We start from the raw sequence: 24,696 nt of genomic DNA on the forward strand, positions 1-24,696 counted from the left end.
GCCGGGCGTAACCCTCTCGCTGACGATTGGGCGGCAGGCATGGCTGGATCTGCAGCCCCGATGATCCCGATCGCGACTTAACTCGGCTTCGATTTCGAGGCATAAATAGGGCAACGCGCGGGGCGTTATTAGGGGGCGATGTGACGAAGGACCTTTGACTTGAACGCAAAGACGGGAATGGGGGCGGATCGGGCCCGCGCGCTCGAGATCTTCGCGGCGGTGATGCGCGAGGGCAGTTTCTCGGGGGCAGGGCGCGTGCTCGGACTGACGCCGTCCGCGGTGGCGCGGGCGATCGACCGGATCGAGGCTCGGCTCGGCGTCCGGCTGCTCCTGCGGTCGACCCGTGCGCTGACCCCGACGGCCGAAGGACAGGCCTATCTCCAGACGGCGCGTCGGATCCTGGCCGACCTCGATGATGCCGAACAGCAGATTGCCGATCAGGGCGCGCCCCGGGGACGGCTGCGGATCAGTGCCGCGCTGTCGCATGGGCGGCTGTGCGTCGTTCCGCTGCTCGGTGCATTTGCCGAGGCCTATCCACATATCCTCGTCGATATCGCGTTGACCGACACGATCGTCGACGTTGCGGCGGGGCAGGCGGACGTCGCGATCCGCTTCGGTCCGCTGGTCGACAGCCTGTTGACCGCCCGGAAGCTCGGCGAGAGCCGGCGGGTGATCGTCGCGGCCCCCGACTATCTGGCGCGGCGTGGTACCCCGACCCGGCCTGAGGAGCTGCACCGGCACAACTGCCTGAACTTCAACTTCCGGCGGGTCGAACCGGTCTGGCCGTTCCGTGTCGATGGGGTAGACATGGCGCTCGTCGTGACCGGCAATATCGAAGCCAATAATGGCGAAACATTGGGGCAACTGGCCGCCGCGGGCGTCGGGATAGCGCGCGTCGGTGCGTTCAGCGTCGTCGACGATATCGCCGCGGGCCGTCTCGTCCCGCTCTTCGAGGCGTATAATCCGGGCGATGTCGAACATATCCACGCGCTCTTCGTCGGCGGTAGCAACACGCCGGCGCGTGTCCGGGTGTTCGTCGACTTTCTCGCGGAACGCCTCCGGGGCTGATCGCCGCGCTGGTGTGCCGGGAGGGGTTATCGACCCGCGGCCATCCCGGGTCGCGCAGGCGTCTGCCGGTGACCGCTGAGATCGGATCCGGCATCGACGGCAAAGCGGCGGTTCCAGATCGTCGCGGCCGCCGACACCGCCGTCACGACCAGGAAGGCGAGGGTGAAATCGGCGAGCACCGGACGTGTCGTGCCCGATCCGAGCATGCCGACATGCAACGCGGCCGCGCCGACGCAGATGCCGAGCGAGAGCATGAGCTGCTGGAACGTCGCGTAGAAACTGGTCGCGCTGCTCATCCGTGACGATGGAATCTCGTCATAGGCGATCGTGTTGTAGGCGGAGAACTGGAACGACATGAAGAAGCCCGAGAGCATCAGGACGCCGAAGATGACGGGGATGGGCCAGTCGGGGCGGAATAGCCCGCACACCGCATAGCCGCCGCTCGAACACAGGCCGCCGACGATCAGGCTGTTGCGGAATCCGAACCGTCGCAGCACGCGGGGGGCGAGGCTCTTCATCATCAGCGAACCGATCGCCCCGGCGATCGTGATGGCGCCGCTCGCCGCCGCGGTCATGCCGAACCCGAGCTGGAGCATCATCGGCAACAGGAACGGCTGGGCGCCTTGCGTGATCCGCGTCAGCGATCCGCCGATCACCGACAGGCGGAAGGTCGGGATCCGCATCAGCGACAGGTCGAGGATCGGATCGCTGCGGCGTCTGGCATGGCGGATATAGCCCACACCCGCGACCAAGCCGATCGCGATGAGCCCGACGGCCTGCGTCAGTTCGCCCGTGCGGCTGGTCATCTCGAACCCGAACAACAGGCAGCCGAGCGACACGCCCGACAGGATGAAGCCGGGGACGTCGAAGCGTGCCGGGCGATCCTCGCGGACATCACCGATATAGCGGGTGACGAGCACCACGCCGAGCATGCCGATCGGGATATTGAGGTAGAAGATCCACCGCCAGTCCAGATAGGTGACGATCGCGCCCCCGACCGGCGGCCCGAGGATCGGACCGATCAGCGCGGGCATGATCAGCCACGACATGGCCTGCACCATGTCTTCCTTGGCCACGCTGCGAAGCAGGACGAGACGCCCGATCGGGATCATCATTGCGCCGCCCAGACCTTGCAGGAACCGCGCGCCCATCATGAACGACAGGCTGGTCGCCTGCCCGCACAGGATCGAACCGCCGACGAAGATCAGGATCGCGGCCCGGAACACGGTGCGCGATCCGAACCGGTCGGCGAGCCGCCCGCTCGCAGGGATGAAGATCGCCAGCGCCAGCAGATAGGAGGTGAGTGCCGATCCCATGCTCGTCGCGGGCACGCCGAAATCGCGCGCCATGGTCGGCAATGCCGTCGCGAGCACGGTGGAATCCATCTGCTCCATGAACAGCGCACAGGCGATGATCAGCGCGGTGACGCGGTAGTTGCTCGGCGTGTGCGCAGGCGCTCCGGCGTCGCGCGGGACCCGGGCGATCGTGTCGGCGGCCGGGACGATGCCGTCGCGGACTTCGCTGTTGATCGCGGCGAGCCCCCGCCGGCGAAGCCTCATGCCTGCCACCCGCCGCCCAGCGCCCTGAAGACATCGACCTGACGATCGATCAACAATGCGTCGGACGCGGCGAGGTTGGCCTGGGCCGTGGTCAGCGCCGCCTGCGCGGTCAGCAGCGACAGGAAATCGGTTCGGCCAAAGCGATAGAGCGTGCCCGCCTGGCCGGCGGCGGTCGCAGCGCTCGCCTGCGCCCGCGACAGTGCGGCGTTGCGGTCGCCTTCGCGCGCATAGGCCGACAGCGCGGTCTCGGTTTCGCGCAACGCCTCCAGCATCGTCGAATCGAACTGCGCCAGTGCCTGATCCGCCGAAGCGCCGGCCTGCGCGATTCGTGCGCGGACGACCGGGCGGTTCGGAAAGCTCCAGCTGATGAGCGGGCCGAGCCCCAGGTGAAACGCGCTGGTGGATCCCAGCGTCGAGATCGGACCGGTGAACCCGGCGGATCCCCCCAGGCTGACCTGCGGATACAGGTCGGCGGTGGCGATGCCGATCCGCGCGGTCGCCGCGGCCAGTGCGCGTTCGGCCTGACGAATATCGGGCCGGCGGCGGATCAGTGCGGCGCCGTCGCCGATCGGCAGCGGCCGGGTCAGCGCGGGGGGCTTCGCGCAGGTCGCGACCTCGGCGGGATAGGCGGCGGGTGCCCGACCCATCAGCGTCGCCAGCCGGTAGAGCGCGGCGGTGCGCGTCGCGACCTGCGACGGGATCAACGCCTCGCTCTGGTCGACCGCGGTCCTTGCCCGCGTGACGTCGAACGCCGTGCCGCGCCCACCACGTTGCAGGCGGCGCGTGACGTCGAGCGTCTGGCGCTGGAGGGCAAGTACCCGGCTGTTGGCGGCGAGCACCATGTTCGCCGTGCACACCGCGGCATAGCTGCGCGCGGTTTCGGCAGCGACGGTCACGCGGACGTCGTCGCGCGCGGCGGCGACCGCCTGCGCATCGCCCTGCGCGGCTTCGATCGCGCGCCGGATGCGCCCCGACAGGTCGAGCGGATAGGCGAGGGTGATGCCGAGATTGGCGTCAAGCGTTCCGGGCAGGTTGCCGCGGCTCGCATAGGGCCGGTCGATCGACGTACCGCCGCCGATCGTGGTCGACAGCGTCCGCCCGGCGGCAACCTCCGCAACGACCGCGTCGGCACGGCGGAGATTGGCATCGGCAGCGCGCAGATCGGTGTTCGCCGCCAGCGCCTCGGCGACGAACGCGTCGAGGCGGGGATCGCCATAGAGTTGCCACCAGTGATCGGGGAGGGGGGCATCGACGAACGCGGCCTCGTGACCGCTGTCGAACGCGCCCTGCGCGGCGGGCATCGCGGCGACGGCGCGATCGGGACGTACATAGTCCGGGCCGGCGGTGGTGCAGGCGGCGAGGCCGAGCGCGAGGATACTCGCGGCAAGACCCCGGCGGGTGGGGGAGGCGGCGATCCCGCCCCGTCCAGGAGAAGGGGCGATCTGCGAGAGACGCGTGCGCATCACGCCGGCGCTCCCGACTGAAGTTTGGGCTCCACCGTCACCGTCGCCGTCCGCCCGACGATAAGCGGGACACCCTTCGGCACCTGCACGAGCTTCACACGCACGGGGATGCGCTGTGCGAGGCGGACCCAGTTGAACGTCGGGTTCACATTGGGCAGCAGGTTGGTCGTGTTCGTCCGTTCGCTGTCGTTGATGCCCGCGGCGATGCTGTCGACTCGACCGTGCAACGCCTGCGCTTCGCCCATCAGATGCACGGTCACCGGGTCGCCGAGATGGATGCTGCCGAGCTTGGTTTCCTCGAAATACCCCTCGACCCGAAGCGAGTCCGTGTCGATCAGCGCCATCGCCTGCGCGCCCGCGGCAATATAATCGCCGGGGTGCAGGTCGAGATTTGTGACGATGCCGTGCACGGTCGCCCGCACCGTCGTCCGCGCGAGATTCAGCGCCGCGGTCGATCGCGCGCTCCGGGCCTGCGCGAGCGTCGCCGAGGCAGTGGCGACGCGCGCGACATTCTGTTCGTGCGTTTCCTTGGCGACCAGGTCGCCCAGTGCGAGGTCGCGCTGTGCCTCGCGCCGCGCCTGCAGCAGCGTCGCGCGCGCGCTCGCGATCGAGGCGTCAGATTGCGCAAGCGTCAGTTCGAAGCGCGGACGATCGACCACGAACAGCACGTCGCCGGGCTTGACCCTCTGGTTGTCCCGCACGGCGACGCGCGTGACGAGACCCGCGACATCGGGGGTGACGCGAACGATGTCGGCCCGGATATGCCCGTCGCGCGTCCACGGATCGCTCTCATAGCGCTTCCACAGCCACAGCGCGACGACCACCGCGAGGGCGACGATGACCAGAGTGGCGGCGGAACGGCCGAGCGGGGCCAGCAGGGACTTGAGACGGGGCGAGGTCATGCGGAGGGTCCGGTGAGCAGGGCAAGTAGCCCGAGGATGAGGATGAACAGCGCCAGGTCGACCAGCGGACGATAGGTCACCGCGCGGTACACCCCGGCAAAGGCGAGCAGGCGGGTGGCGACGCCGGTGAGCACGACCGCGGCGCCGGCAAGCAGGAGAAGGGTCGGCAGATAGACACCGCCGATCGAGATCTCGCCGGTCATGCGGGCATCTCCGGTAAGCCCGCATAGGCGGGGGCCGAGGGAAAGAGGTTGCGGCGCAACGAGGTGAGCGCGAGCACGCTCGTGCGGTGGCGGTCGGGCATGCTCGATGCGAAGCCGGCCAGCGCCCGGTCGATCCCCGCGAGCAGATCGGGTTCGGGGGGCGCGGGCTGGTTGGGGCGCAGCGCGCGGTAATGCGAGCCGACCCCACGCAGCACCGGCGTGATCATCGCCGCCTCGTCGACCGGACCGTCGATGCGGAGCTGGCGGAGTTCGCCGACCGCCACACCGACGCGCAGGTCGGTCAGCGCATCGAGCAGCGGCTTGCCGGGATCCTCGCCCTGCAGCGCCAGCCGCGGTGCGAGCAGGCCAATCCGGTCGAGCATCCGCGCGATCCAGCCCGCCGTATCGGGCCGGCCGGTCGAATCCGCGCGCGTCGCCAGTTCGCGCCAGCCGGCGCGGAGCAACCGCCGCGCGCTGGTCTGCGCGCCGATCGTCTGAAACAGGCCGACCGTGACGACCGCGAACAACGTCCCGATCAATTGCGCGATCGCGCCGTTCATAAACTGATCGAAGCCGCCGCCGAACCGGTCGTTCAGCCCGACCGTGTTAAGTCCGCCAAGCAACGCGCCGAGCGTGACGAGCAAGGTTGCCGGCCGCGCGAGGAACATTCCTCCGATCAGCATCGGCGGCGCGAGCACCGCGGCGAGCGTCACGAAGTCGGTCACGCGCGGCAGGATCGCAAACGCATAGACGGCCGACACGACCAGGCCGAGGATCGTGCCATAGAAGAACGCCTTGATCGCCGGTGCCGGGTTGTCGCTGTTGCCGAACAAGGCGCAGCACACCCCCGCAATCAGCACCGCGCCCGCACCGTCGGGCCATGCTGTCCCGATCCAGAAGGCGCAGCCCAGCAGGATCGTCATCACCGTGCCGGCGGCTGCACGCAACGCGATGCCGCGATCCCGGTGGAGCGGTCGCCGGGCGGAGCGTGCCAGCAGCCGCGCGACGGCGGGGGTGACGGGCGCGCGCGACGGCGATCGCATCTGATCGCGCAGGTCGCGTACGTTGCGATGCGCGTCGACCAGTTCCCCGAGCCGCGCCACCAGGCTCAGCCGCAACGCGTCACGCCAGATCAGCGCGCTGCCGGGCGCGGGTTCGAGCGCGCGGGCCCGGGCAATCAGCTCATCGGCGTGCGCGCCGCGCTCCGATGCCGAAGAGGGATCGCGCAGCCATTCGCGAACGTCCTCGATCAGCGCGAGCGCCTCGGGGCGCGGCCTGTCGGCGCCCCGCTTGAGTTCGACGATCCGGTCGTCGATCGCGCTCGCCAGCGGCAACAGCATCGACAGCTCCGCCTGGAGTGCGCGAAGCGTCCGGACGCGCGGGAGCAGCCGGGCGGTGTCGAATGGCAAGTGAATGGAAAGCTGGTGCAACTCGTTGATATCGAGCGCCAGCCGCCGCCGGTCGCGGTCGAGCGCGGCATCGCTTTCCCCCGCAAGCGAATCGCGCGACCAGCGTTCCGCGTCGGCGAGGATCGCGTCGATCCGACCGAGCAGCACGGCGGTGACGGTCTGCGGGAAGACGAGGCCGTGGATCAGACTGCCACACAGGATACCGATCGTGATCTCCTGCACCCGCAGCGCAGCGATGGTGAAGACCGCGCCCGGCGCCGCAACCGACGGAAACCCTATGATGCTGGCGGTATAGCCCGCGAGCAGGAACACATAGGCCCGCGGCGTCCGGTCGAGCAGCGAGATGTAGAGGCACAGCCCGAGCCACAGCGCGAGGCCGAGTGACAGGAGTTCGGGCGCGTTGACGAGGTTCGGCACGAGCACGACCGCGGCAATCGCGCCGAGCACGGTGCCCGCGACCCGGAACACCGCCTTGGACAACACCGCGCCGGCCAGCGGCTGCGCGACGATATAGGACGTCGTCACCGCCCAATAGGGCCGCGTCAGACCGATCCGCAGCGCGATGTAATAAGCGAGGATCGCGGCGACGAAGCATTTGACCGAGAAGAGCGCCTCCTTCCCCCCGAACCGGGACAGCGTCATCGTCCACGATCTGCCACAAACCGCGCGCCGAGCCGTTCCGCAACGCGTAGCGCGGTGGCCAGATCGTCGTCCGGCACACCCTCGAGCATCGCATGGCGTAGCGTCGCGAACTTCGCCTCGATCGTGGTGACGAGCGTTCGCCCGTGCGGCGTCAGGCGGATCCGGCTGACCCGCGCATCGGCGGGATCGCGGTGGCGCTCGACAAGCCCGGCGGCGGTCATCTGGTCGATCGAGCGCACCAGCGATGCCTGTGTCACGTCGAGTTCACAGGCGAGATCGATCTGCCGCACATCGTCGCCCAGCCGCCCGACCTGAACGAGTGCCCAGCCGGTCGATGCCGACACCCCCATGTCGCGGAGCGCGTGGTCGGCCGCCTGCCGCCAGCTGCGCGCGAGCGGCAGGAGGGTGCGGGCATAGGAGGATTCGAGCACGGCGCGGGGGGAAGTCATTAGCGTGCTAAGTAATCATGTCAGCCCATGCTGCAATGTAAAATAGTAAGTTATGCAAGGAATTTGTTCGCGCCCGCCGGGCCGCGCGGCGTGCGCGACCCGGCGGCTCAGACCTAGTGGTTGTCGCGCGGCAGGCCCATCGTCTGGGCGATGCGCTGGTATTTCTCGGCACCTTCTAGGATGGCACCGGTTTCCATCTGGCCGACCGTGGCGCGCTGAATTTCCTGCCACGGCGTCTGCGAGCGCGGGAAGGCGTATCCGCCCGCCGCAGTCAGCGTGCGGCGTCGCTCGGCGAGTTCCTCATCGGAGATCAGGACATCGGCGCTGCCCTTGCCGAGATCGATGCGAACCCGGTCGCCGGTGCGGATCAGCGCGAGGCCGCCCATTGCCGCCGCCTCGGGGCTGGCGTTGAGGATCGAGGGCGAGCCTGACGTGCCCGACTGGCGACCGTCGCCGATGCAGGGAAGCGCGTGAACGCCTTCGCGGATGAGATAAGCGGGCGGACGCATGTTGACGACCTCGGCGGCACCCGGATAGCCGATCGGCCCGGCGCCACGCATGAACAGCAGCGTATCGGTGGTGATGCCGAGCGACGGATCGTCAATCCGGTGATGATAGTCCTCGGGGCCGTCGAACACGACCGCGGGGCCTTCGAACGCCTCGGGATCGTCCGGATTGCTGAGATAGCGTTCGCGGAATTCCGGCGAGATGACGCTCGTCTTCATGATCGCGCTGTCGAACAGGTTACCGCGCAGGACGATGAAGCCGGCATCCTGCAGCAGCGGGGTCGCGAACGGACGGATGACGCGCTCGTCCTCGATCGTCGCGGTGCGGCAATTGTCGCCGATGCTCTTGCCGTTGGCGGTGATCGCGTCTTCGTGGATCAGGCCCTGCTTCATCAGCTCGGCGACGACGGCGGGCACGCCCCCGGCATGGTAATAATCCTCGCCGAGATACTCCCCGGCGGGCTGAAGGTTGACCATCAGCGGGACCTTGTGACCGTGCTTCTGCCAGTCGTCGATCGGCAGGTCGACGCCGATATGGCGCGCGATCGCGGCGAGGTGGATCGGCGCGTTGGTCGATCCGCCGATCGCCGAATTGACGACGATCGCGTTGTGGAACGCCTCCTTGGTCAGGATGTCGGAGGGCTTCAGATCCTCGGCGACCATGTCGACGATCCGCTTGCCGGTCTTGTACGCGACCTCCTGGCGGTCGCGGTAGGGCGCGGGGATCGCGGCCGAGCCGGGCAGTTGCATGCCGAGCGCCTCGGCCAGGCTGTTCATCGTCGTCGCGGTGCCCATCGTGTTGCAATAGCCGGTCGAGGGCGCGGACGAGGCGACAAGCTTGATGAAGCCCTCATCGTCGATCGCGCCGGTCGCGAGCAGCTCGCGCGCCTTCCACACGATCGTGCCCGAGCCGGTCCGCTCGCCCTTGTGCCAGCCGTTGAGCATCGGCCCGACCGACAGCGCGATGGCGGGAATGTTGACCGTCGCCGCCGCCATCAGGCAGGCGGGCGTCGTCTTGTCGCAGCCGATCGTCAGCACGACTCCGTCGAGCGGATAGCCGTAGAGCACCTCGACCAGCGCCAGATAGGCGAGGTTGCGGTCGAGCCCGGCGGTCGGGCGCTTGCCGGTCTCCTGGATCGGATGGACCGGGAATTCGAGCGCGATCCCGCCCGCCTCGCGAATGCCTTCGCGCAGCCGTTCGGCGAGCACGAGGTGGTGACGGTTGCAGGGGCTGAGGTCGCTGCCGGTTTGCGCGATGCCGATGATCGGCTTGCCCGAACGCAGTTCCTCAAGGCTCAATCCGAAGTTCAGATAGCGCTCCAGATAAAGCGCGGTCATGTCGATATTCTCGGGATTGTCGAACCACGCGCGGCTGCGGAGTTTGGGCAAGTCGGTCATGAGAGGCTTTCCGGGGTAAGCAGGTCGAATATCAGCGAGCGACGGAGACGCGGTAGATCATGGCGTGATGATAGGGCTTGCCCGGATCGACACGCGCAGAGACGAAATTCGGCTTGTTCGGTGCGTCCGGAAATTTCTGCGGTTCCAGCGCGATACCGTCACCCATCCGGTAGAGATGGCCGTGCTTGCCGATGAACGTCCCGTCAAGAAAATTGCCGGTGTAGAACTGAACGCCGGGCTCGGTCGACAGGACTTCAAGCACGCGTCCCGAGGCAGGATCCTCAAGCCGCGCGGCCAGCTCGGGCTTGGCGGTGACGCCCTTGTCGAGCGCGAAGTTGTGGTCGTAGCCGTGGCCGTAGCGGATCTGCTGGTCGCGACCGTCGCGAAGCCCTTCGCCGACGATCCGGCCGTTGCGGAAGTCGAACACGGTCCCCTGGACGGGCTGCAACGCACCGGTCGGGATCAGCTTGTCGTCGACGGGCGTGATCGCCTTGGCGGGGATCGTCAGCCGGTGGCCGTTCGCGCCCATCGCCGATCCCTCGCCACCAAGGTCGAAGATCGCGTGATTGGTCATGTTCACGATCGTCGGCTTGTCGGTCCTGGCATCATAGGCGATGCCGAGATTGCCCGCTTCGTCGAGCGTGTAGGTAACGGTGACGTCGAGATTGCCCGGATAGCCGGATTCGCCATCCGCGCTGCGGTGGCCGAGCACGAGCGTCGCGGTCGGGCCGTCCTTGATCGACAGGACTTTCCACGCGACCTTGTCGAAACCCTTGCCGCCGCCGTGCAGCGAATTGACCTTGTCGTTGAGCGGAAGCTGATAGGCCTTGCCGTCGAGCGTGAAGCGGCCGCCGGCGATGCGGTTGGCGAAGCGCCCGACCGTCACGCCGAAGAAATTGGGATGGTCGACATAGGAGGCGAGGTCATCATAGCCGAGCACGACGTCGGCGACCTTGCCGGCCTGGTCGGGCGCCATCAGCGATTGCAGCGTCGCGCCGTAGGACAGGATGCGCGCCGAGACGCCGTGCGCGTTGCTGAGCGTGATCGCCTCGATCGCCGTGCCGTCGCGCAGCGTACCCGCGGGGGTGCGCCTGGCCTCGGCCGCGTTCGCCGCCGGCGCTGCCAGGGCGGCTAAGAGAGTTGCCAAGATGATCCCCGTTTTTCCGATTCCGCTCATTCCGGTTCCTATCCTGATCCTCTGACGCCGTTGACGCGCCTTATGGGGGTATATAGTCGGACAATATATTTCTGAGCAAGCCATGCGGGAAAAGACTGATGTTCAGTCGCCGACATGGCACGGAGGATGGACGATTATGGCGATGCCGATACAGACGCACGGGACGATCGCAGGCGCTGCACCGGGGACGGGGGGCAGTGCGGAGGGGCCGAGCTACCGATCCGCGCTGACCTTGCTGGCCAGCCTGTTCTTCATGTGGGGCTTCATCACGGTCATCAACAACACGCTGCTGCCGCATCTGCGCAGCGTGTTCGATCTCAGCTACACACAGACCACGCTGATCGAGAGCGTCTGGTTCATCGCCTATTTCTTCGCGTCGATCCCGTCCGCCAAGCTGATCGAGCGTGTCGGCTATCAGCGCGCGATGGTGTTCGGGCTCGCGATGATGGCCGCCGGCGCGCTGATGATGGTGCCCGCCGCGCGGCTGCCGTCTTATGGTGTGACGCTGTTCGCCCTGTTCGTGATCGCCAGCGGCATCACGCTGCTTCAGGTCGCGGCGAACCCCTATGTCGCGGTCGTCGGCCCGCCCGAGACCGCCTCGTCACGGCTCAACCTGGTCCAGGCATTCAATTCGGCGGGTGCGACGCTCGCGCCCTTGTTCGGCGGCTATCTGATCCTCGGCCGCTCGACCTCGGGTACGGCGGTCGCCGGATCCACCGCGGTATTGACCCCCGCCGAGCGGCTTGCCGACGCGCAGTCAGTCGTGCTGCCCTATCTCATCGTCGCGGGCGTGCTGGTCGTGCTCGCGGTCGTCATCGCACGCTTCCCGCTGCCGGCAATGGGGGCGGCGACGCAGCGTTCGGCAAAGGCCGATCGCAAGGGCCTGTCGCTCTGGTCGCATCGCAACCTCGTGCTCGGCATCCCGGCAATCTTCATCTATCTGATCGCCGAGATCGGCGTCGCCAACCTCTTTATCAACTTCGTCAGCCAGCCGCAGATCGGCAATCTGACGCATGAGCAGGCCTCGCACTATCTGTTCATCCTGTGGGGCGGGATGATGGTCGGGCGGCTGGTCGGCAGCGTCATCATGCGTAGCGTTCCGGCGGAGCACGTCCTGGCGCTGGCCAGCATCGGCGCGTTCGTCGTGATGCTGGTCGCCACCTTCACCACCGGGCACGTCGCGATGTGGGCGCTGATCTCGGTCGGGCTGTTCCATTCGATCATGTTCCCGACGATCTTCACGCTCGGCATCCGCGGGCTCGGACCGCTGACGGAAGAGGGGTCGGGGCTGCTGATCATGGCAATCGCGGGTGGTGCACTGGTAATCGTGCAGGGCTGGCTCGCGGACCGTTATGGCCTGCAGATCTCGTTCCTGCTGACCGCGGCGTGTGAACTCTACATCCTGTTCTACGCGCTCTGGGGATCGCGCGTGACGCATGCGCTGCCCGAGCCGGTCGCGGTTGGATGATCCGGATGGCGGCGGTGCGGCGCGTTCAGCGCTGCATCGCCGCCTTCGTATCTTCCAGTGCCAGGTCGACCAGCGTGCGCATCGCGGCACTTGCCGCCGCGGCATCGCCAGCCGCGATCGCGTCATAGACGAGCACATGATCGGGGATCGGGTTGCGGGGCAGCGCGCGGGCGCGTTGCTTGTACTGGGTGGTCCAGTTGACCGCCGCGCCGATGCTGGCGCTCAGCACGATCAGCGCATCGTTCCGCGTCGCGGTCAGCACGGCGTCGTGGAATTCGCGATCCGCCGCGCGGCCCGCCTCGGTCGCGAGCGTGTGGCGACGCATCGCGGTGAGCGCGTCCTTCATGATCTTCAGATCGGCGCGGTCGCGGCGCTCGGCCGCGAGCGCGGCGGCGGCCGGTTCGACGATCGCGCGCAGTTCGAACAGGTCGCGCACGAACATGATGTCGGGCTCGGCCGCGAATGCCCAGGCGAGCACGTCGGGATCGAGCAGATTCCATCGGCTGCGGGGCAGGACGCGCGTGCCGATCTTGGGCCGGCTCTCGACCAGCCCCTTGGCGGTCAGCACCTGGACGGCCTCCCGGTACGCGCTTCGGGACACGTCGAGCGTCTTGGAGAAATCGACTTCCCCGGCCAGCGTGTCGCCGGGCGCATATTCGCCCGACAGGATCGCGGTGCCCAGCTTGTGCGCCACCGCGCCGTGCAGGCGGCGGCCGGTCCCCCGGGGGCTGCGTGCTGTTCCGGCGTCGGTCACAATCTCCTGTGGATCGTCGTCGTTGATCGTCATAGCGCCTGCTCCATCATCACGGCGTAACAGTCCGCGTGCCATCAAGGAACGCCAAAAGATTGCTAAATCGGGCCATTGCGCATAAGTCTGAGTATAAGGGAGCTACTATCCATGACTGATATCCAGACGGCCAAGACGGCCGGCCACGACGCGTTCCGTTCGATCGACGCGACGACCGGGCTCGCAATCGGTGAGGCCTTTGCGGTGCACGGCGCCGATGACGTCGCCGCGGCCTGCGCTGCCGCCGACGCGGCGTTTGATGCGTATCGCGCGACCGACAATGCGGCCCGCGCGGACTTTCTCGAACGGATCGGCGAAGAGATCGTCGCGCTCGGTGACACGCTGATCGTCACTGCGATGCGCGAGAGCGGCTTGCCGCGCGCGCGGCTCGAGGGCGAGCGGGGTCGTACCGTTGGCCAGCTGAAGCTGTTTGCAGGCGTCGTGCGCCGCGGCGGCTGGATGGGTGTCCGCATCGACTCGGCGCTGCCCGACCGCGCACCCTTGCCGCGTCCCGACCTGCGCCTGCGGATGATCCCGCTCGGCCCGGTCGCGGTGTTCGGCGCGAGCAATTTCCCGCTCGCCTTCTCGACCGCGGGTGGTGATACCGCCTCGGCGCTCGCTGCCGGCTGCCCCGTCGTCGTCAAGGGTCATCCGGCGCACCCCGCTACCGGCGCGATGGTCGCTGGCGCAATCGAGGCGGCGGTTGCTGCCTGCGGCCTGCCAAAGGGCGTGTTCTCGCATCTGGTCGGCCCCGGCAATGATCTGGGCAGCACGCTGGTCCAGGATCCGCGGATCGCTGCGGTCGGCTTCACCGGGTCGCGCGCTGGCGGCCTGGCACTCGTCAAGCTGGCGCAGGCGCGCGACGTGCCGATCCCGGTCTATGCCGAGATGTCGAGCATCAATCCCGTCGTGCTGCTGCCCGAGGCGCTGAAAGCGCGCGGCGCGGCGCTGGGTACGGCGTTCGTCCGGTCGCTGACGATGGGCGCGGGGCAGTTCTGCACCAATCCCGGTCTGGTCCTCGCCATCGAGGGCGACGGGCTCGATGCGTTTGTCGCCGCAGCGGCGACCGCGCTTCCCGACGCACCGGCGGCGACCATGCTCACCGGCGGCATCCATGCCGCGTACCAGAAGGGCGTCGAGGCGCTTGCGGGCCATGACGCGGTCAAGACGATCGCACAGGGCAAGGTCGGCGAAGGTGTCGCACAGGGGCAGGCGGCGTTCTTCGAAACCACAGCTGCACAGTTCCTGAGCGACGCGGCACTGGGACATGAGGTGTTCGGGGCGTCGTCGCTGCTGGTGCGCTGCGCAGACGAGAACGAGCTCCATGCCGTGCTGCGCGCCGCGGAAGGTCAGCTGACCGCGACGATCCAGATGGATGCGGGCGATGCCGGGATGGCGTCGCACCTGATCCCACTGCTCGAGCGCAAGGCGGGGCGGATCCTGGCCAATGGCTGGCCGACGGGTGTCGAGGTCGCGCATGCGATGGTCCATGGCGGACCGTTCCCGGCGACGTCGGACGGTCGCACGACCTCGGTCGGCAGCCTGGCGATCGACCGCTTCCTGCGGCCGGTATCCTACCAGAACCTGCTGCCGGAATTGCTGCCCGCCTGCGTGCGTGACGACACGGACGCGCCGCGGCTGATCGACGGCGTCGTCGCCGGCTGACCCGCCAATTCCCTGCATGATGACGTCCGGGCGAACCGTAACAGCGGCACCCGAAAAGGAGAGGAAGATGAGCTTGCGCCTGTTGCAGCATGTTGGCGTCGACGGCACGCGATCCGTGATCGCGGCCACCAGCGCGGGGGCGGCTTTCGTTCCCGGCATCGACAGCGTTCGCGCGCTCGCCGAACGGGCGATCGCGGAGGGTCTTGATCTTGCCGCCACGGTCGCGGCCTGCGGTACGGGCGCCAGCGTCGACATCGCGGCCGAACTGACGGCCGGTCGTCTGATGTCGCCGATCGATCATGTCGACCCGGCGCACGTCGTCATGACGGGTACCGGGCTGACGCATCTCGGCTCGGCCGAGGGGCGCGACAAGATGCACCGTGCCGCGGCGGATGCCGAAAAGCAGACCGATTCGATGCGGATGTTCCTGGAAGGGGTCGAGCGCGGCAAGCCGGGGCCGGGCGAGTGCGGCCAGCAGCCCGAATGGTTCTACAAGGGTGACGGTTCGGGCCTCGTCGCGCCGGGGGCAGCGCTGGAGATGCCCGATTTTGCCGAGGATGGTGGCGAAGAGCCCGAGCTTGCCGGGATCTACCTGATCGGGGCTGACGGCACGCCGTTCCGGCTCGGCCTGTGTCTGGCCAACGAGTTCAGCGATCACGTGACCGAGCGGCACAATTATCTGTGGCTCGCGCATTCCAAGCTGCGCCAGGCGTCGCTCGGCCCGGAGCTGCTCGTCGGCCCACCGCCCGAGCATGTCGAGGGGATGAGCCGGATCCACCGCGACGGCGCCGTCCTGTGGGAGAAGCCGTTCCTGTCGGGCGAGGCGAACATGTCGCACAGCATCGCCAATCTCGAGGCGCATCATTTCAAATATGATCTGTTCCGCCGCCCGGGCGACATCCATGTCCATTTCTTTGGGACTGCGACGCTGTCGTTCGCCGAGGGCGTGACGACGCGTGAAGGCGACGTGTTCGAGATCGAGGCTGCGCCCTTCACGCTGCCGCTGCGCAACACGCTGACCAGGGCCGCACCGCGGTCGGTCTCGGTAAAGGCGCTTTGAGCGTGGCGGGTATCCGCATCGCCGTTGTCGGCATGGGCAAGATCGCACGCGACCAGCATCTCCCGTCGATCGCGGGCAACGCCGAATTCGAGCTCGTCGCCAGCGTCAGCCCGCGGGATCCGGGCGTCGAGGGCGTCGTCAACTTCAGGTCGCTGGAGGCGCTGCTCGCCGAAGGTCCGGCGATCGACGCGATCGCTCTCTGCACGCCGCCGCAGGTGCGCTATTCGCTCGCCACGATGGCGCTCGAAAAGCGCCTGCACGTGTTCCTCGAAAAGCCGCCGGGCGCGACACTCGCGGAGGTCGACGCGCTCGAGGCTCAGGCAGCACAGACCGGCGCGACGCTGTTCGCCGGCTGGCATTCGCGGTTCGCGGCGGGTGTCGCGCCCGCCAAGGCCTGGCTTGCCGACCGTCGCATCGACCGCGTGTCGATCGTCTGGCGCGAAGACGTCCGCGTCTGGCATCCCGGTCAGGCGTGGATCTGGGAGCCGGGCGGGCTCGGCGTATTCGATCCGGGCATCAATGCCCTGTCGATCGCGACCGAGATCCTGCCCGAGCCGTTCTTCCTGGCGTCCGCGACACTGTCGACACCGGCCAATCGTGCCGCGCCGATCGCCGCCGATCTCGCTTTCCGCAGTGCGTCGGGCACACCGATCACGATGGATCTCGACTGGCGCCAGACCGGCCCGCAAAGCTGGGACATCGTCGTCGACACCGACGCCGGCACGCTCCGTCTTGCCAAAGGCGGCGCGGTGCTGACCCTGCCCGAGGGCAGCAGCGAGCATGACGATGCGGAATATGCCGGGCTCTATGCGCGTTTCGCCGCCCTGGTCCGCGACGGGCGCAGCGAGGTCGACACGACCCCCTTCACGCTCGTTGCCGACGCGTTCCTGCGCGGCACCCGCGTCTCGGTCGCGGCGTTCGACGACTAGGACCGCGGGCGCGGTGGCCCGCGGTCCTGTTCGGCCGTGGGGTTAAAGCCTCAGGCCGAGACCGACGCCGAAGACGAGCGGATCGAGATTGATCTTCACGTTCTGCGTACCGATTGCCGTCGTGCGCAGGCGGGCGCTCGTGTCGATGTCGATATATTTGACGTCGAGGTTGAGAAAGACCTTCGGTGTGATGTCGACGTCGACCCCGGCCTGCGCCGCCCAGCCGAAGCTGTCCTTCATACGTACCCGCGTCCGTCCGACCGCCTTTTCGAGACCCGCCGAGGCATCCTCGTTCCAGAACATCGTGTAGTTCAGTCCGGCCCCGACATAGGGACGGATCGAGCCGCGTGGGTTGAGGTGATATTGCGCGGTCAGCGTCGGGGGCAGCACCCAGGTCGAGGCCAGCTTGCCGATCGATCCGGTCGTCCCGCTACGCCCGCTGGCGCTGTGTTTGGTCGTCGCGGCGATCAGTTCGAAGCCGATCTGGTCGGTGGCCATATAGGTGACGTCGATCTCGGGCATCGCGCTGTTGTCGACGCTGACGCGCTCGCCGGGAAAGGTCGGGAGGATCCCGCCCGAGCGTTCGTTCGGGGCGACGAGGATCGCGCGCAGGCGGACGAGCACGTCGCCGGCTTGGATACCGGTGCGCGGTGCCGGGTCCTGCGCCATGGCCGGCGTGGCGATGCCGAGGCCGGCGGCGGCTAGAACTACGCCGATGGTAAGATGCTTCATTGCCCGACTCCTGATTGGGATGCGTTCGGGCTAGGCGTGCGGCCAGGCGGGGGCGTTGATCACGGCCAAACGCGGATTTGATGCCGATCAAAGACCCGCCGAAGGGGACATCGCACCCATCATCGCATGTGGACCTATCACCCCGAACTGCTCGCGACACCCGTGCCGCGCTACACCAGCTATCCGACGGCTGCCGAATTCGGCGACGATGTCGGTCCGGTCGATATGGAGGAGGCGCTGGCGGCCATCGCGCCGGGCATGGTCGTCTCGCTGTATCTGCACATCCCCTATTGCCGGGACATCTGCTGGTATTGCGGCTGCAACACGGGGGCGGCGAACCGCGCCGCGCGGCTCGCCGCCTATGTCGAACGGCTCGAACGCGAGATCGCACTCGTCGCGCAGCGGGTGACCGGCGTCCGCGTGGGACGGATCGCGTTCGGCGGCGGCAGTCCGAATGCGATTCCGCCGGCGGCGTTTCTCCGGCTCGTCGAAAGCGTCAGGACGGCGTTCGACTGCACCGATGCGATACTATCGGTCGAGGTCGATCCGCGTGGCTTCGACCGCGACTGGGCGGGGGCGATCGGGCGAGCAGGGGTGTCGCGGGTCAGCCTCGGCGTCCAGACGCTCGACCCGCAGGTCCAGGCGGCGATCGGGCGTGTGCAGCCGTCGGAGGATATCCGTCGCACGACAGCGCTATTGCGCGATGCCGGTGTCGGGTCGATCAATTTCGATCTCATGTATGGCCTGCCGCAACAGTCCGAGCAGAGCCTGCGGGCCAGCATCGCCGAGAGCATCGCGATGGGCCCCGACCGGCTTGCGGTGTTCGGCTATGCGCACGTCCCGCACCTCGTACCGCGCCAGCGACGCATCGTCGCGGACGGGCTGGCGGGAACGGCGGAGCGCTTTGCGCAGGCGGCCTTGGCGCATCGCATGCTGGTCGATGCCGGCTATGACCCGGTCGGGTTCGACCATTTCGCCCGACCGGGCGATGCGCTGGCGCAGGCGGCGGCGAGCGGCGGCCTGCGCCGCAACTTCCAGGGATTCACCGAAGACCCGGCGGAGATCCTGATCGGTCTTGGGGCCAGCGCGATCAGCGATTTCCCCGACCGGATCCTGCAGACCGAGAAGAATACGGGACGCTACGGCATGCGGATCGATGCCGGAGCCCTGGCAACCTGTCGTGGGCTGCGGCGCAGCCCCGAAGACAGGCTGCGCGGCCGGGCGATCGAGACGATCCTGACCCGGGGCACGGCCGACCTGACCGCGCTGGACGGCGGGGCGGACATCCGCAGTCGGCTGACGCCGTTCGAACGGTACGGGCTGATCGCCTGGGAGGGGAATGTGCTCCGCCTGAGCGAAGACGCGCTTCCCTATGCGCGCGTCATTGCGAGCAGACTGGACGCGTACCGGCAGACCGCGTCGGCACGGTTCAGCCATGCGGTCTAGCGCGGTTGGCGGGGCGATCGTGACGCTGCCGCCGCGCTGTGCCGCCTGCAGCGTGCGCAACGATGCGCTGTGTGCGACGCTTGAAGACGCGGGCCTAGTCGCGTTGCACGGGATCGGCCGACGGCGGACGATGCCAGCAGGGCAGGTGCTGGTCTGGAGCGGGGATCCGAACGCGATCTGCGCCACCGTCGTGTCGGGCGTGCTCAAGGCGATGCGCACGGGGCCCCAGGGTCGCGAACACATTGTCGGCCTCGCCTTTGCCGGTGATTTCGTCGGCGACCTGTTTGCCGACACCGCGAACGAGACGATCCGGGTGATCACCGATGCGGAGCTGTGCGTGTACCCGCGCGCGGCGCTGCAAAACATGCTCGACGCGCATCCGGCGATGGAACGCCTGTTGCTGCACCGCACGCTCGGTGCGCTCGACGATGCGCGGATGTGGATGCTGATGCTGGGACGCAAGGCCGCAGGCGCGCGGATCGCCACGTTCCTGCTGGAAATGGCACGGCGGATGGGTCAGCCGGGCCCGGCCCGCTTCGACCTGCCGATGAGCCGGTCGGAGGTCGGCGCACTGCTGGGGATGACGATCGAGACCGTCAGCCGGCAGATGACGTCCCTGAAACGCCGCGAGGTCCTTGCCCTGCCGGGCGGGCGCGGCGTCATCATCCTCGATCGGGCGCAGCTCGCGCGGGCCGCGGCGGGCTGAGCGACAGCGTCCGGCGCCGGTGCTAGGCGGCGCTGCGCTGGTCCGATCCCGCCTGTGTCAGGTCGAAACGCCGGGGGCAGAGGGCGACGAGCGCCGGGCGGTGGCTCACAAGGATCAGCCCCTGTCCGGTCGTGTCGAGGCGCTGCGCCAGTCGGACGGCAAGCAGCTTTTCGGTCGTGCCGTCCAGCCCCTCGCTCGGCTCGTCGAGCACGAGCCACGGCGCGAGCGAGCAATAGGCACGCGCGACCGCGAGACGGCGCCGCTCCCCGCCCGACAGGCGTGCGCCGTTTTCACCGACCCACGCGTCGAGTCCGTGATCGAGCGCGCGGACCCGATCGTCGAGCACCGCGTCGTACAGCGCCCGCCACAGCGTGGCATCGTCGGCATCCGGGTTGGCCAGCATCAGATTGTCGCGCACCGTGCCCGACAGCAGCGCGGCATCCTGTGGTGCCCAGGCGAAGCTGCGCCGCGATATCTCTGCCGGGATCAGGCCGATATCATCTCCGTCCAGCCATATCTCGCCAAGCGTGCTCGGCCGCAACGACAGCATCTTTTCGACGAGCGTCGTCTTGCCGATTCCCGAGGGGCCGGTCAGCGCGACCCGATCGCCCCGCCGCACGTGACACGTCCCCGCCGGCAGGACGAAGTGCAGTGCGCTATGGGCTGGACCGGTCGTGTTCGGCAAGGCGCGCGGAGATGCATCCTGCAGGTAAGGCTCCGCGCTCTCGTGCGTTTCCAGAATATCGTCGAGCCGGTCGCGTGCCGCGTGCATGCGACCTCGCTCGATCATTGCGCGCAACACCGGCGTTCCCGCGTCGATCGTCATCGCCGCTGCCAGCGCCGCCAGTGCAGCCCGTGGCGCCCCCGATCCCGCCGACAGGATCGCGGCGCCGGCGGCGGCGATACCGACGGCCGTCGCGTGCAGCAGATCCAGCCATCCGGCGGCTTCTGCCTGCGCACGCTGCGCGGCGGCGAGCGCACGGCTTCGATCGTCGACCTGCGCGGTGGCCCAGGGCTCGAGCCCGAAGCATCGCAGTTCGGGGGCGGCATCGGCAAGGCCTGCGAACGTCTCGCGAAGTGCCCCGGCAGCATATTGCACCGCCTGGCCAAGTGGCGCGCTACGACGGGCAAGCCGGTCGGCAACGATCAGGAGCACCGCCATGCAGCACGCGGTGGCGATCGAGGCTCCGACGCTGCCGAGCGATACGAGCCCGAGCCCCGCGATCAGCGCGGCGGCGACGCCCCAAGGCGCGGACTGGCGTACGAACTGCATCTCCATCGCATCGACGTCGCCGATCAGCCGGGCGGTCGCCTCGCCCGTCCCGAAGGCGAGCGCGGTACCAGCGGGCTGTGCTGCGAGCACGCGGAAGATGGCCGGGCGGATCCGCGCGAGCGCGCCGAACGCCGCCTCGTGGCTGGCGAGGCGCTCGCCGTAGCGTGCGCCGGTCCGCAGGATGGCAAGAAGCCGGATTCCCGCGCTGGGCAGCATGTAGTTGAACGCGAGCGCTGCCGCCGGGCCCGCCAGACCGGCGATCGCGGCGGCGGTGATGAACCAGCCCGACAGCCCGAGCAGCAGGACGGATGCCGCCGCAACGAGCGCGGCGAGCAGCGCGGCGCGTGCGAGAAGTGGGCGCTGCGCACGTCGCTCCTGCGCGAGCAACCTGTCGAGTGGACCGGTCATGCGGGGTCTCCAAGCCGGACCACGTGATCGGCAATGCCGGCCAGGCGGTCGCTATGCGTCGCGATCAGCGTCGTCCGGCCGCGACAGGCCGCCGCGATCGTCGTCACCAGCGCGATCTCCGACAGCGCATCGAGATGCGCCGTCGGCTCGTCGAGCAGCAAGATCGGTGCAGGCTTGAGCATGGCGCGCGCCAGGGCAAGCCGCCGCCGTTCGCCACCGGACAGCCCGCCGCCGCGCGCATCGAGCCGGGTGTCGAGACCGGCGGCCATCCGACCGCCGCCGCGTGCCATCAGCATCGGCCGAAGACCGGCCTGCACCACCGCGCGGTCGATCGCATCGTCGGTGGCGTCGGGGCAGGCAAGGCGCAGGTTTTCGCGGATCGTTCCGGCGATGATCAACGGATGCTGGCCAGCCCAGGATGCGCGCGGCGCGAGCGAACCGCCGGGTGGGAGCCGCTGGTCGTCGATCAGGACATCGCCCGCGACCAGCGGCGCGAGGCCGAGCAGCAGGTGCAGCGCGCTGGTCTTGCCGCTGCCTGATGGTCCGATCAGCACGACGATGCGGCCGGACGGAACGTCGAACGACAGGTCGGACACAGCGTCCCGTTCCGCGTCGGGATAGCGGATCGCGACCGACTGGAACGCCAGTGCGGGAAGAGCGGGCATTTCGAGCCGCAGTGCGTGCGGCGTCGATGGCAGCGACGCCGGCATGGGACAGGCGGGCGCGGGGAGGGCGATCAGGCGATCCGCCGCGGTCTCGGCCGCCTGCTTGTCGTGATAGGCGGCGGCGAGACGGCGCATCGGCGCGTAGAATTCGGGCGCGAGTGCCAGGACGAAGAAGGCGCGGCCGAGATCGAGCTGCTCGGGCACCGGGAAGGGCAGGAGGTGGAGCAGGTTGAACCCGCAATAGACCGCGACCAGCGCGACCGAGAGTGCGGCGAAGAACTCCAACGCCCCCGAGGACAGGAAGGCGACGCGCAGCACGCCCATCGTCCGCGCCGCGAGTTCGTCCGCGGCGACCCCGAGCGCGCGCGCCTCGCGGCCCTCGGCGCCGAACGCAAGGACGACCGGCAGCGCCCGCACCCGATCCGCGAACCGCCCGGTCAGCCGGGCCAGCGCGGTAAACTGGCGCCGGGATTTGTCCGCGGCCGCACCCCCCGCAAGCGCCATCGCGACGATGAACGGTATGAGCGTCACGACCAGGATGCCCGCGGCGACGGGGCTGGCCAACGCGGTCGCGAGCAGGATCAGGAAGGGTGCGATGGCGCCTGCTTTGCGCGCGGGCAGGAATCGCGCGATATAGCCGTCGAGCGCGTCCACCTCGTCCACCACCGCGGCCATCAGGACGCCCGTGGTCGTCGGCGCACCGAGGTGGCGATGCAGCGCCGACGCGACGATCCGGCGACGCAGCGTCACCTTGGCGTCTTCAGCCTGGCGGGCGCCCCTGCGCGTCGCGAGCATGACGACGAGACCGCGAAGGCCGCCGGACAGAACGACGAGCATTGCCCAGGGCAGGACCGCTGCGGCACCGGCCGGAACCGCGACGATCGCCCCCGCCAGGCCGCCGGCAAAGCCGATCGCGGCAACGCTGTCGAGCATGAGCCACGCCGCCGCCGCATCGCCGCGTCGACCGCCCTGGGCGATGGTCTTGAGCCACTGGCGACGCGCGCGGGGCGTCGGGTCGGTGGATGGGAGGTCGCTCGAAGAAAGTGCCGTCATGGACAGGCTTGTCGCGTATTGCCGTTCGTCTGGTCTTTGACCGCGGTCAATGTTCTGGTCGGCCGCGCCACTTACGCCCCGACCAAACCGGCATGTTCGCCGGGGGGGAGACCGTTCCATGGACCTCGGGGTCATCGACCTGTCGCGGCTGCAGTTTGCGCTCACCGCGCTCTATCATTTTCTCTTCGTGCCGCTGACGCTGGGCCTGTCGATGATGCTCGTCATCATGGAATCGGTCTATGTCATGACGAACCGGCCGATCTGGCGCGTGATCACGCGCTTCTGGGGGCGGATCTTTGCGATCAACTTCGTGCTGGGGGTGGCCACCGGGCTGACGATGGAATTCCAGTTCGGCACGAACTGGTCGTATTTCTCGCATTATGTCGGGGACATATTCGGCGCGCCGCTCGCGATCGAGGGGCTGATGGCGTTCTTCCTCGAAGCGACGTTCGTCGGCATCATGTTCTTCGGCTGGGGGCGGCTGTCGAAGCTCGGGCATCTGCTCGTCACGGCCATGGTGGCGCTCGGCACCAACCTGTCCGCGCTGTGGATCCTGATCGCGAACGGCTGGATGCAGAATCCGGTCGGTGCAAAGTTCAATCCGGAAACGATGCGGATGGAGGTCACCGATTTCGGCGCCGTCCTGTTCAACCCGATCGCGCAGGCCAAGTTCGTCCACACGGTCAGCGCCGGTTATGTCTGCGCGGCGGTGGTCGTGCTCGGGATCAGCGCCTTCTGGTTGCTGACCGACCGCTACAAGGGCGTGGCACGGCGATCGATGACGGTGGCGGCAGCCTTTGGCCTGGCCGCGTCGCTGTCGGTGGTCGTGCTGGGTGACGAGAGCGGCTATGCCCTGACCGACAACCAGAAGATGAAGCTCGCCGCGATCGAGGCGGCCTGGCACACGGCACCGGCGCCGGCCGGTCTGACACTGTTCGGGGTACCCGACGTCGCCGCCCGGGAAACCCGGTACGAGGTCCAGATCCCCTGGGTCCTCGGGCTGATCGCGACGCGCAGCCTCGACGGCACCGTCACCGGCATGTCCGAACTGGTGCTCAAGGCGCAGGAGCGGATCACGTCGGGCGTAGTCGCCTATGACGCGGTCGAACGGCTCAAGACCGACCCTGCCAACGTCGTACAACGCGCACGGTTCGAGGCGCACAAGCGTGACCTGGGCTACGCCCTGTTGCTCAAGCGGCATGTCGCGGATCCGCGCACTGCCAGCCCCGCACTGATCGCTTCCACGGCATGGGACGTGGTGCCGAACGTGCCGCTGATGTTCTGGAGCTTCCGGATCATGGCTGCGATCGGGGTCCTGATGATCGCGCTGTTCGGTGCGGCGTTCGTCCTGACGTCGCTCCGCCTGCACACGCAGACGCGGTGGTTCCTGAAACTCGCGGTGATCGCGATCCCCTTGCCCTGGATTGCGATCGAGCTGGGCTGGATGCTCGCCGAGATCGGCCGCCAGCCCTGGGCGATCGAGGGCGTGCTGCCGACCTTCCTCGCCGCATCCTCGCTGACGCGCGGGGTCCTGTGGACGACGATCATCGGTTTCACTGCAATCTACGGGACGCTCGCGGTCATCGAGGTCCGCCTGATCCTCGCGACGATCCGCAAGGGGCCGTTCGAGCATGACGAGGATGCCTATCCGGTGCCCGATGCCGGACCGGCAGGGCGCGGCGCCACGCGCCCCGTTGCTGCTGACCCGATCCCCGCCTGACCCCTTCT

General features: G+C 68.3%; 20 protein-coding genes. 8 read left to right on the forward strand and 12 right to left on the reverse strand.

Annotated features, from left to right (window positions below; translation table 11 throughout):
• The first annotated feature begins 177 nt into the window (after positions 1–177).
• Complete coding sequence (locus IFT87_RS11575) at positions 178–1,068, forward strand: LysR family transcriptional regulator (RefSeq protein WP_128082072.1); 891 nt, start codon at positions 178–180, stop codon at positions 1,066–1,068.
• Between the two features lie 26 nt (positions 1,069–1,094).
• On the opposite strand, the gene IFT87_RS11580 is transcribed toward IFT87_RS11575, so the two are convergent.
• The 8 genes from IFT87_RS11580 to IFT87_RS11615 form a co-directional block, all read right to left on the reverse strand.
• A complete protein-coding gene (locus IFT87_RS11580) occupies positions 1,095–2,627 on the reverse strand; it encodes an MFS transporter (protein ID WP_192008572.1) in 1,533 nt (510 codons plus the stop codon).
• Positions 2,624–4,093 (reverse strand): TolC family protein, encoded by a 1,470-nt coding sequence (locus IFT87_RS11585; protein ID WP_342211156.1) that lies wholly within the window; start codon positions 4,091–4,093, stop codon positions 2,624–2,626. The genes IFT87_RS11580 and IFT87_RS11585 overlap by 4 nt, the downstream gene beginning before the upstream one ends.
• Positions 4,090–4,992 carry an efflux RND transporter periplasmic adaptor subunit gene (locus IFT87_RS11590; protein ID WP_031440419.1) on the reverse strand — a complete coding sequence of 301 codons (903 nt, stop codon included), beginning with the start codon at positions 4,990–4,992 and terminating at the stop codon, positions 4,090–4,092. Before IFT87_RS11590 ends, IFT87_RS11585 begins: the two co-directional genes overlap by 4 nt.
• Positions 4,989–5,195 (reverse strand): DUF1656 domain-containing protein, encoded by a 207-nt coding sequence (locus tag IFT87_RS11595; protein ID WP_031440418.1) that lies wholly within the window; start codon positions 5,193–5,195, stop codon positions 4,989–4,991. Before IFT87_RS11595 ends, IFT87_RS11590 begins: the two co-directional genes overlap by 4 nt.
• A complete protein-coding gene (locus tag IFT87_RS11600; protein WP_037529139.1) occupies positions 5,192–7,246 on the reverse strand; it encodes an FUSC family protein in 2,055 nt (684 codons plus the stop codon). Before IFT87_RS11600 ends, IFT87_RS11595 begins: the two co-directional genes overlap by 4 nt.
• Positions 7,243–7,695: a MarR family winged helix-turn-helix transcriptional regulator gene (locus tag IFT87_RS11605; protein ID WP_031440416.1), complete on the reverse strand. Its 453-nt coding sequence runs from the start codon at positions 7,693–7,695 to the stop codon at positions 7,243–7,245. Before IFT87_RS11605 ends, IFT87_RS11600 begins: the two co-directional genes overlap by 4 nt.
• Positions 7,696–7,808: 113 nt before the next feature.
• The gene (locus tag IFT87_RS11610) at positions 7,809–9,599 is read right to left on the reverse strand and encodes an IlvD/Edd family dehydratase (RefSeq protein WP_031440415.1); all 1,791 of its coding nucleotides are present in this window, start codon (positions 9,597–9,599) and stop codon (positions 7,809–7,811) included.
• Between the two features lie 31 nt (positions 9,600–9,630).
• Positions 9,631–10,776, reverse strand: coding sequence for an aldose epimerase family protein (locus IFT87_RS11615; RefSeq protein WP_042466992.1), 1,146 nt, complete (start codon positions 10,774–10,776; stop codon positions 9,631–9,633).
• Between the two features lie 136 nt (positions 10,777–10,912).
• On the opposite strand from IFT87_RS11615, the gene IFT87_RS11620 reads away from it, so the two are divergent.
• Positions 10,913–12,244, forward strand: coding sequence for a sugar MFS transporter (locus IFT87_RS11620; RefSeq protein ID WP_031440413.1), 1,332 nt, complete (start codon positions 10,913–10,915; stop codon positions 12,242–12,244).
• A 25-nt stretch (positions 12,245–12,269) separates the two neighbouring features.
• Here IFT87_RS11620 and IFT87_RS11625 read toward each other — a convergent pair whose 3' ends face one another.
• Positions 12,270–13,031 carry a FadR/GntR family transcriptional regulator gene (locus IFT87_RS11625; RefSeq protein WP_056407587.1) on the reverse strand — a complete coding sequence of 254 codons (762 nt, stop codon included), beginning with the start codon at positions 13,029–13,031 and terminating at the stop codon, positions 12,270–12,272.
• 111 nt (positions 13,032–13,142) lie between these two features.
• Between IFT87_RS11625 and IFT87_RS11630 the strand changes: the two genes are divergently transcribed.
• The 3 genes from IFT87_RS11630 to IFT87_RS11640 all read left to right on the forward strand — a co-directional run bounded on the left by IFT87_RS11630 (position 13,143) and on the right by IFT87_RS11640 (position 16,685).
• Positions 13,143–14,696: an aldehyde dehydrogenase (NADP(+)) gene (locus IFT87_RS11630; protein WP_192008574.1), complete on the forward strand. Its 1,554-nt coding sequence runs from the start codon at positions 13,143–13,145 to the stop codon at positions 14,694–14,696.
• A gap of 67 nt (positions 14,697–14,763) precedes the next feature.
• Entirely contained in the window at positions 14,764–15,756 is a 993-nt protein-coding gene (gene araD1 / locus IFT87_RS11635) for an AraD1 family protein (protein ID WP_031440410.1), read from the forward strand.
• Positions 15,757–15,758: 2 nt separating this feature from the next.
• The gene (locus IFT87_RS11640; RefSeq protein ID WP_128082123.1) at positions 15,759–16,685 is read left to right on the forward strand and encodes a Gfo/Idh/MocA family protein; all 927 of its coding nucleotides are present in this window, start codon (positions 15,759–15,761) and stop codon (positions 16,683–16,685) included.
• A 42-nt stretch (positions 16,686–16,727) separates the two neighbouring features.
• Here the strand turns inward: IFT87_RS11640 and IFT87_RS11645 are convergent, their stop codons facing one another.
• Positions 16,728–17,417, reverse strand: a complete 690-nt coding sequence (locus IFT87_RS11645) for an OmpW/AlkL family protein (RefSeq protein ID WP_031440407.1) — start codon at positions 17,415–17,417, stop codon at positions 16,728–16,730.
• 126 nt (positions 17,418–17,543) lie between these two features.
• Here IFT87_RS11645 and IFT87_RS11650 point away from each other — a divergent pair, with 126 nt between their 5' ends.
• Positions 17,544–18,863, forward strand: coding sequence for a radical SAM protein (locus IFT87_RS11650; RefSeq protein WP_031440406.1), 1,320 nt, complete (start codon positions 17,544–17,546; stop codon positions 18,861–18,863).
• A complete protein-coding gene (locus IFT87_RS11655) occupies positions 18,853–19,569 on the forward strand; it encodes a Crp/Fnr family transcriptional regulator (protein WP_042466991.1) in 717 nt (238 codons plus the stop codon). Before IFT87_RS11650 ends, IFT87_RS11655 begins: the two co-directional genes overlap by 11 nt.
• Positions 19,570–19,591: 22 nt before the next feature.
• Here the strand turns inward: IFT87_RS11655 and IFT87_RS11660 are convergent, their stop codons facing one another.
• Positions 19,592–21,250, reverse strand: a complete 1,659-nt coding sequence (locus IFT87_RS11660; protein ID WP_031440404.1) for an amino acid ABC transporter ATP-binding/permease protein — start codon at positions 21,248–21,250, stop codon at positions 19,592–19,594.
• Positions 21,247–22,968 carry a thiol reductant ABC exporter subunit CydD gene (gene cydD, locus IFT87_RS11665; protein WP_031440403.1) on the reverse strand — a complete coding sequence of 574 codons (1,722 nt, stop codon included), beginning with the start codon at positions 22,966–22,968 and terminating at the stop codon, positions 21,247–21,249. The genes IFT87_RS11660 and cydD overlap by 4 nt, the downstream gene beginning before the upstream one ends.
• A 118-nt stretch (positions 22,969–23,086) precedes the next feature.
• Between cydD and IFT87_RS11670 the strand changes: the two genes are divergently transcribed.
• Entirely contained in the window at positions 23,087–24,688 is a 1,602-nt protein-coding gene (locus IFT87_RS11670) for a cytochrome ubiquinol oxidase subunit I (RefSeq protein WP_031440402.1), read from the forward strand.
• Positions 24,689–24,696 lie beyond the last annotated feature (8 nt).

Source organism: Sphingomonas sp. CFBP 8765, from assembly GCF_014841445.1.
GTDB lineage: Bacteria > Pseudomonadota > Alphaproteobacteria > Sphingomonadales > Sphingomonadaceae > Sphingomonas > Sphingomonas aerolata.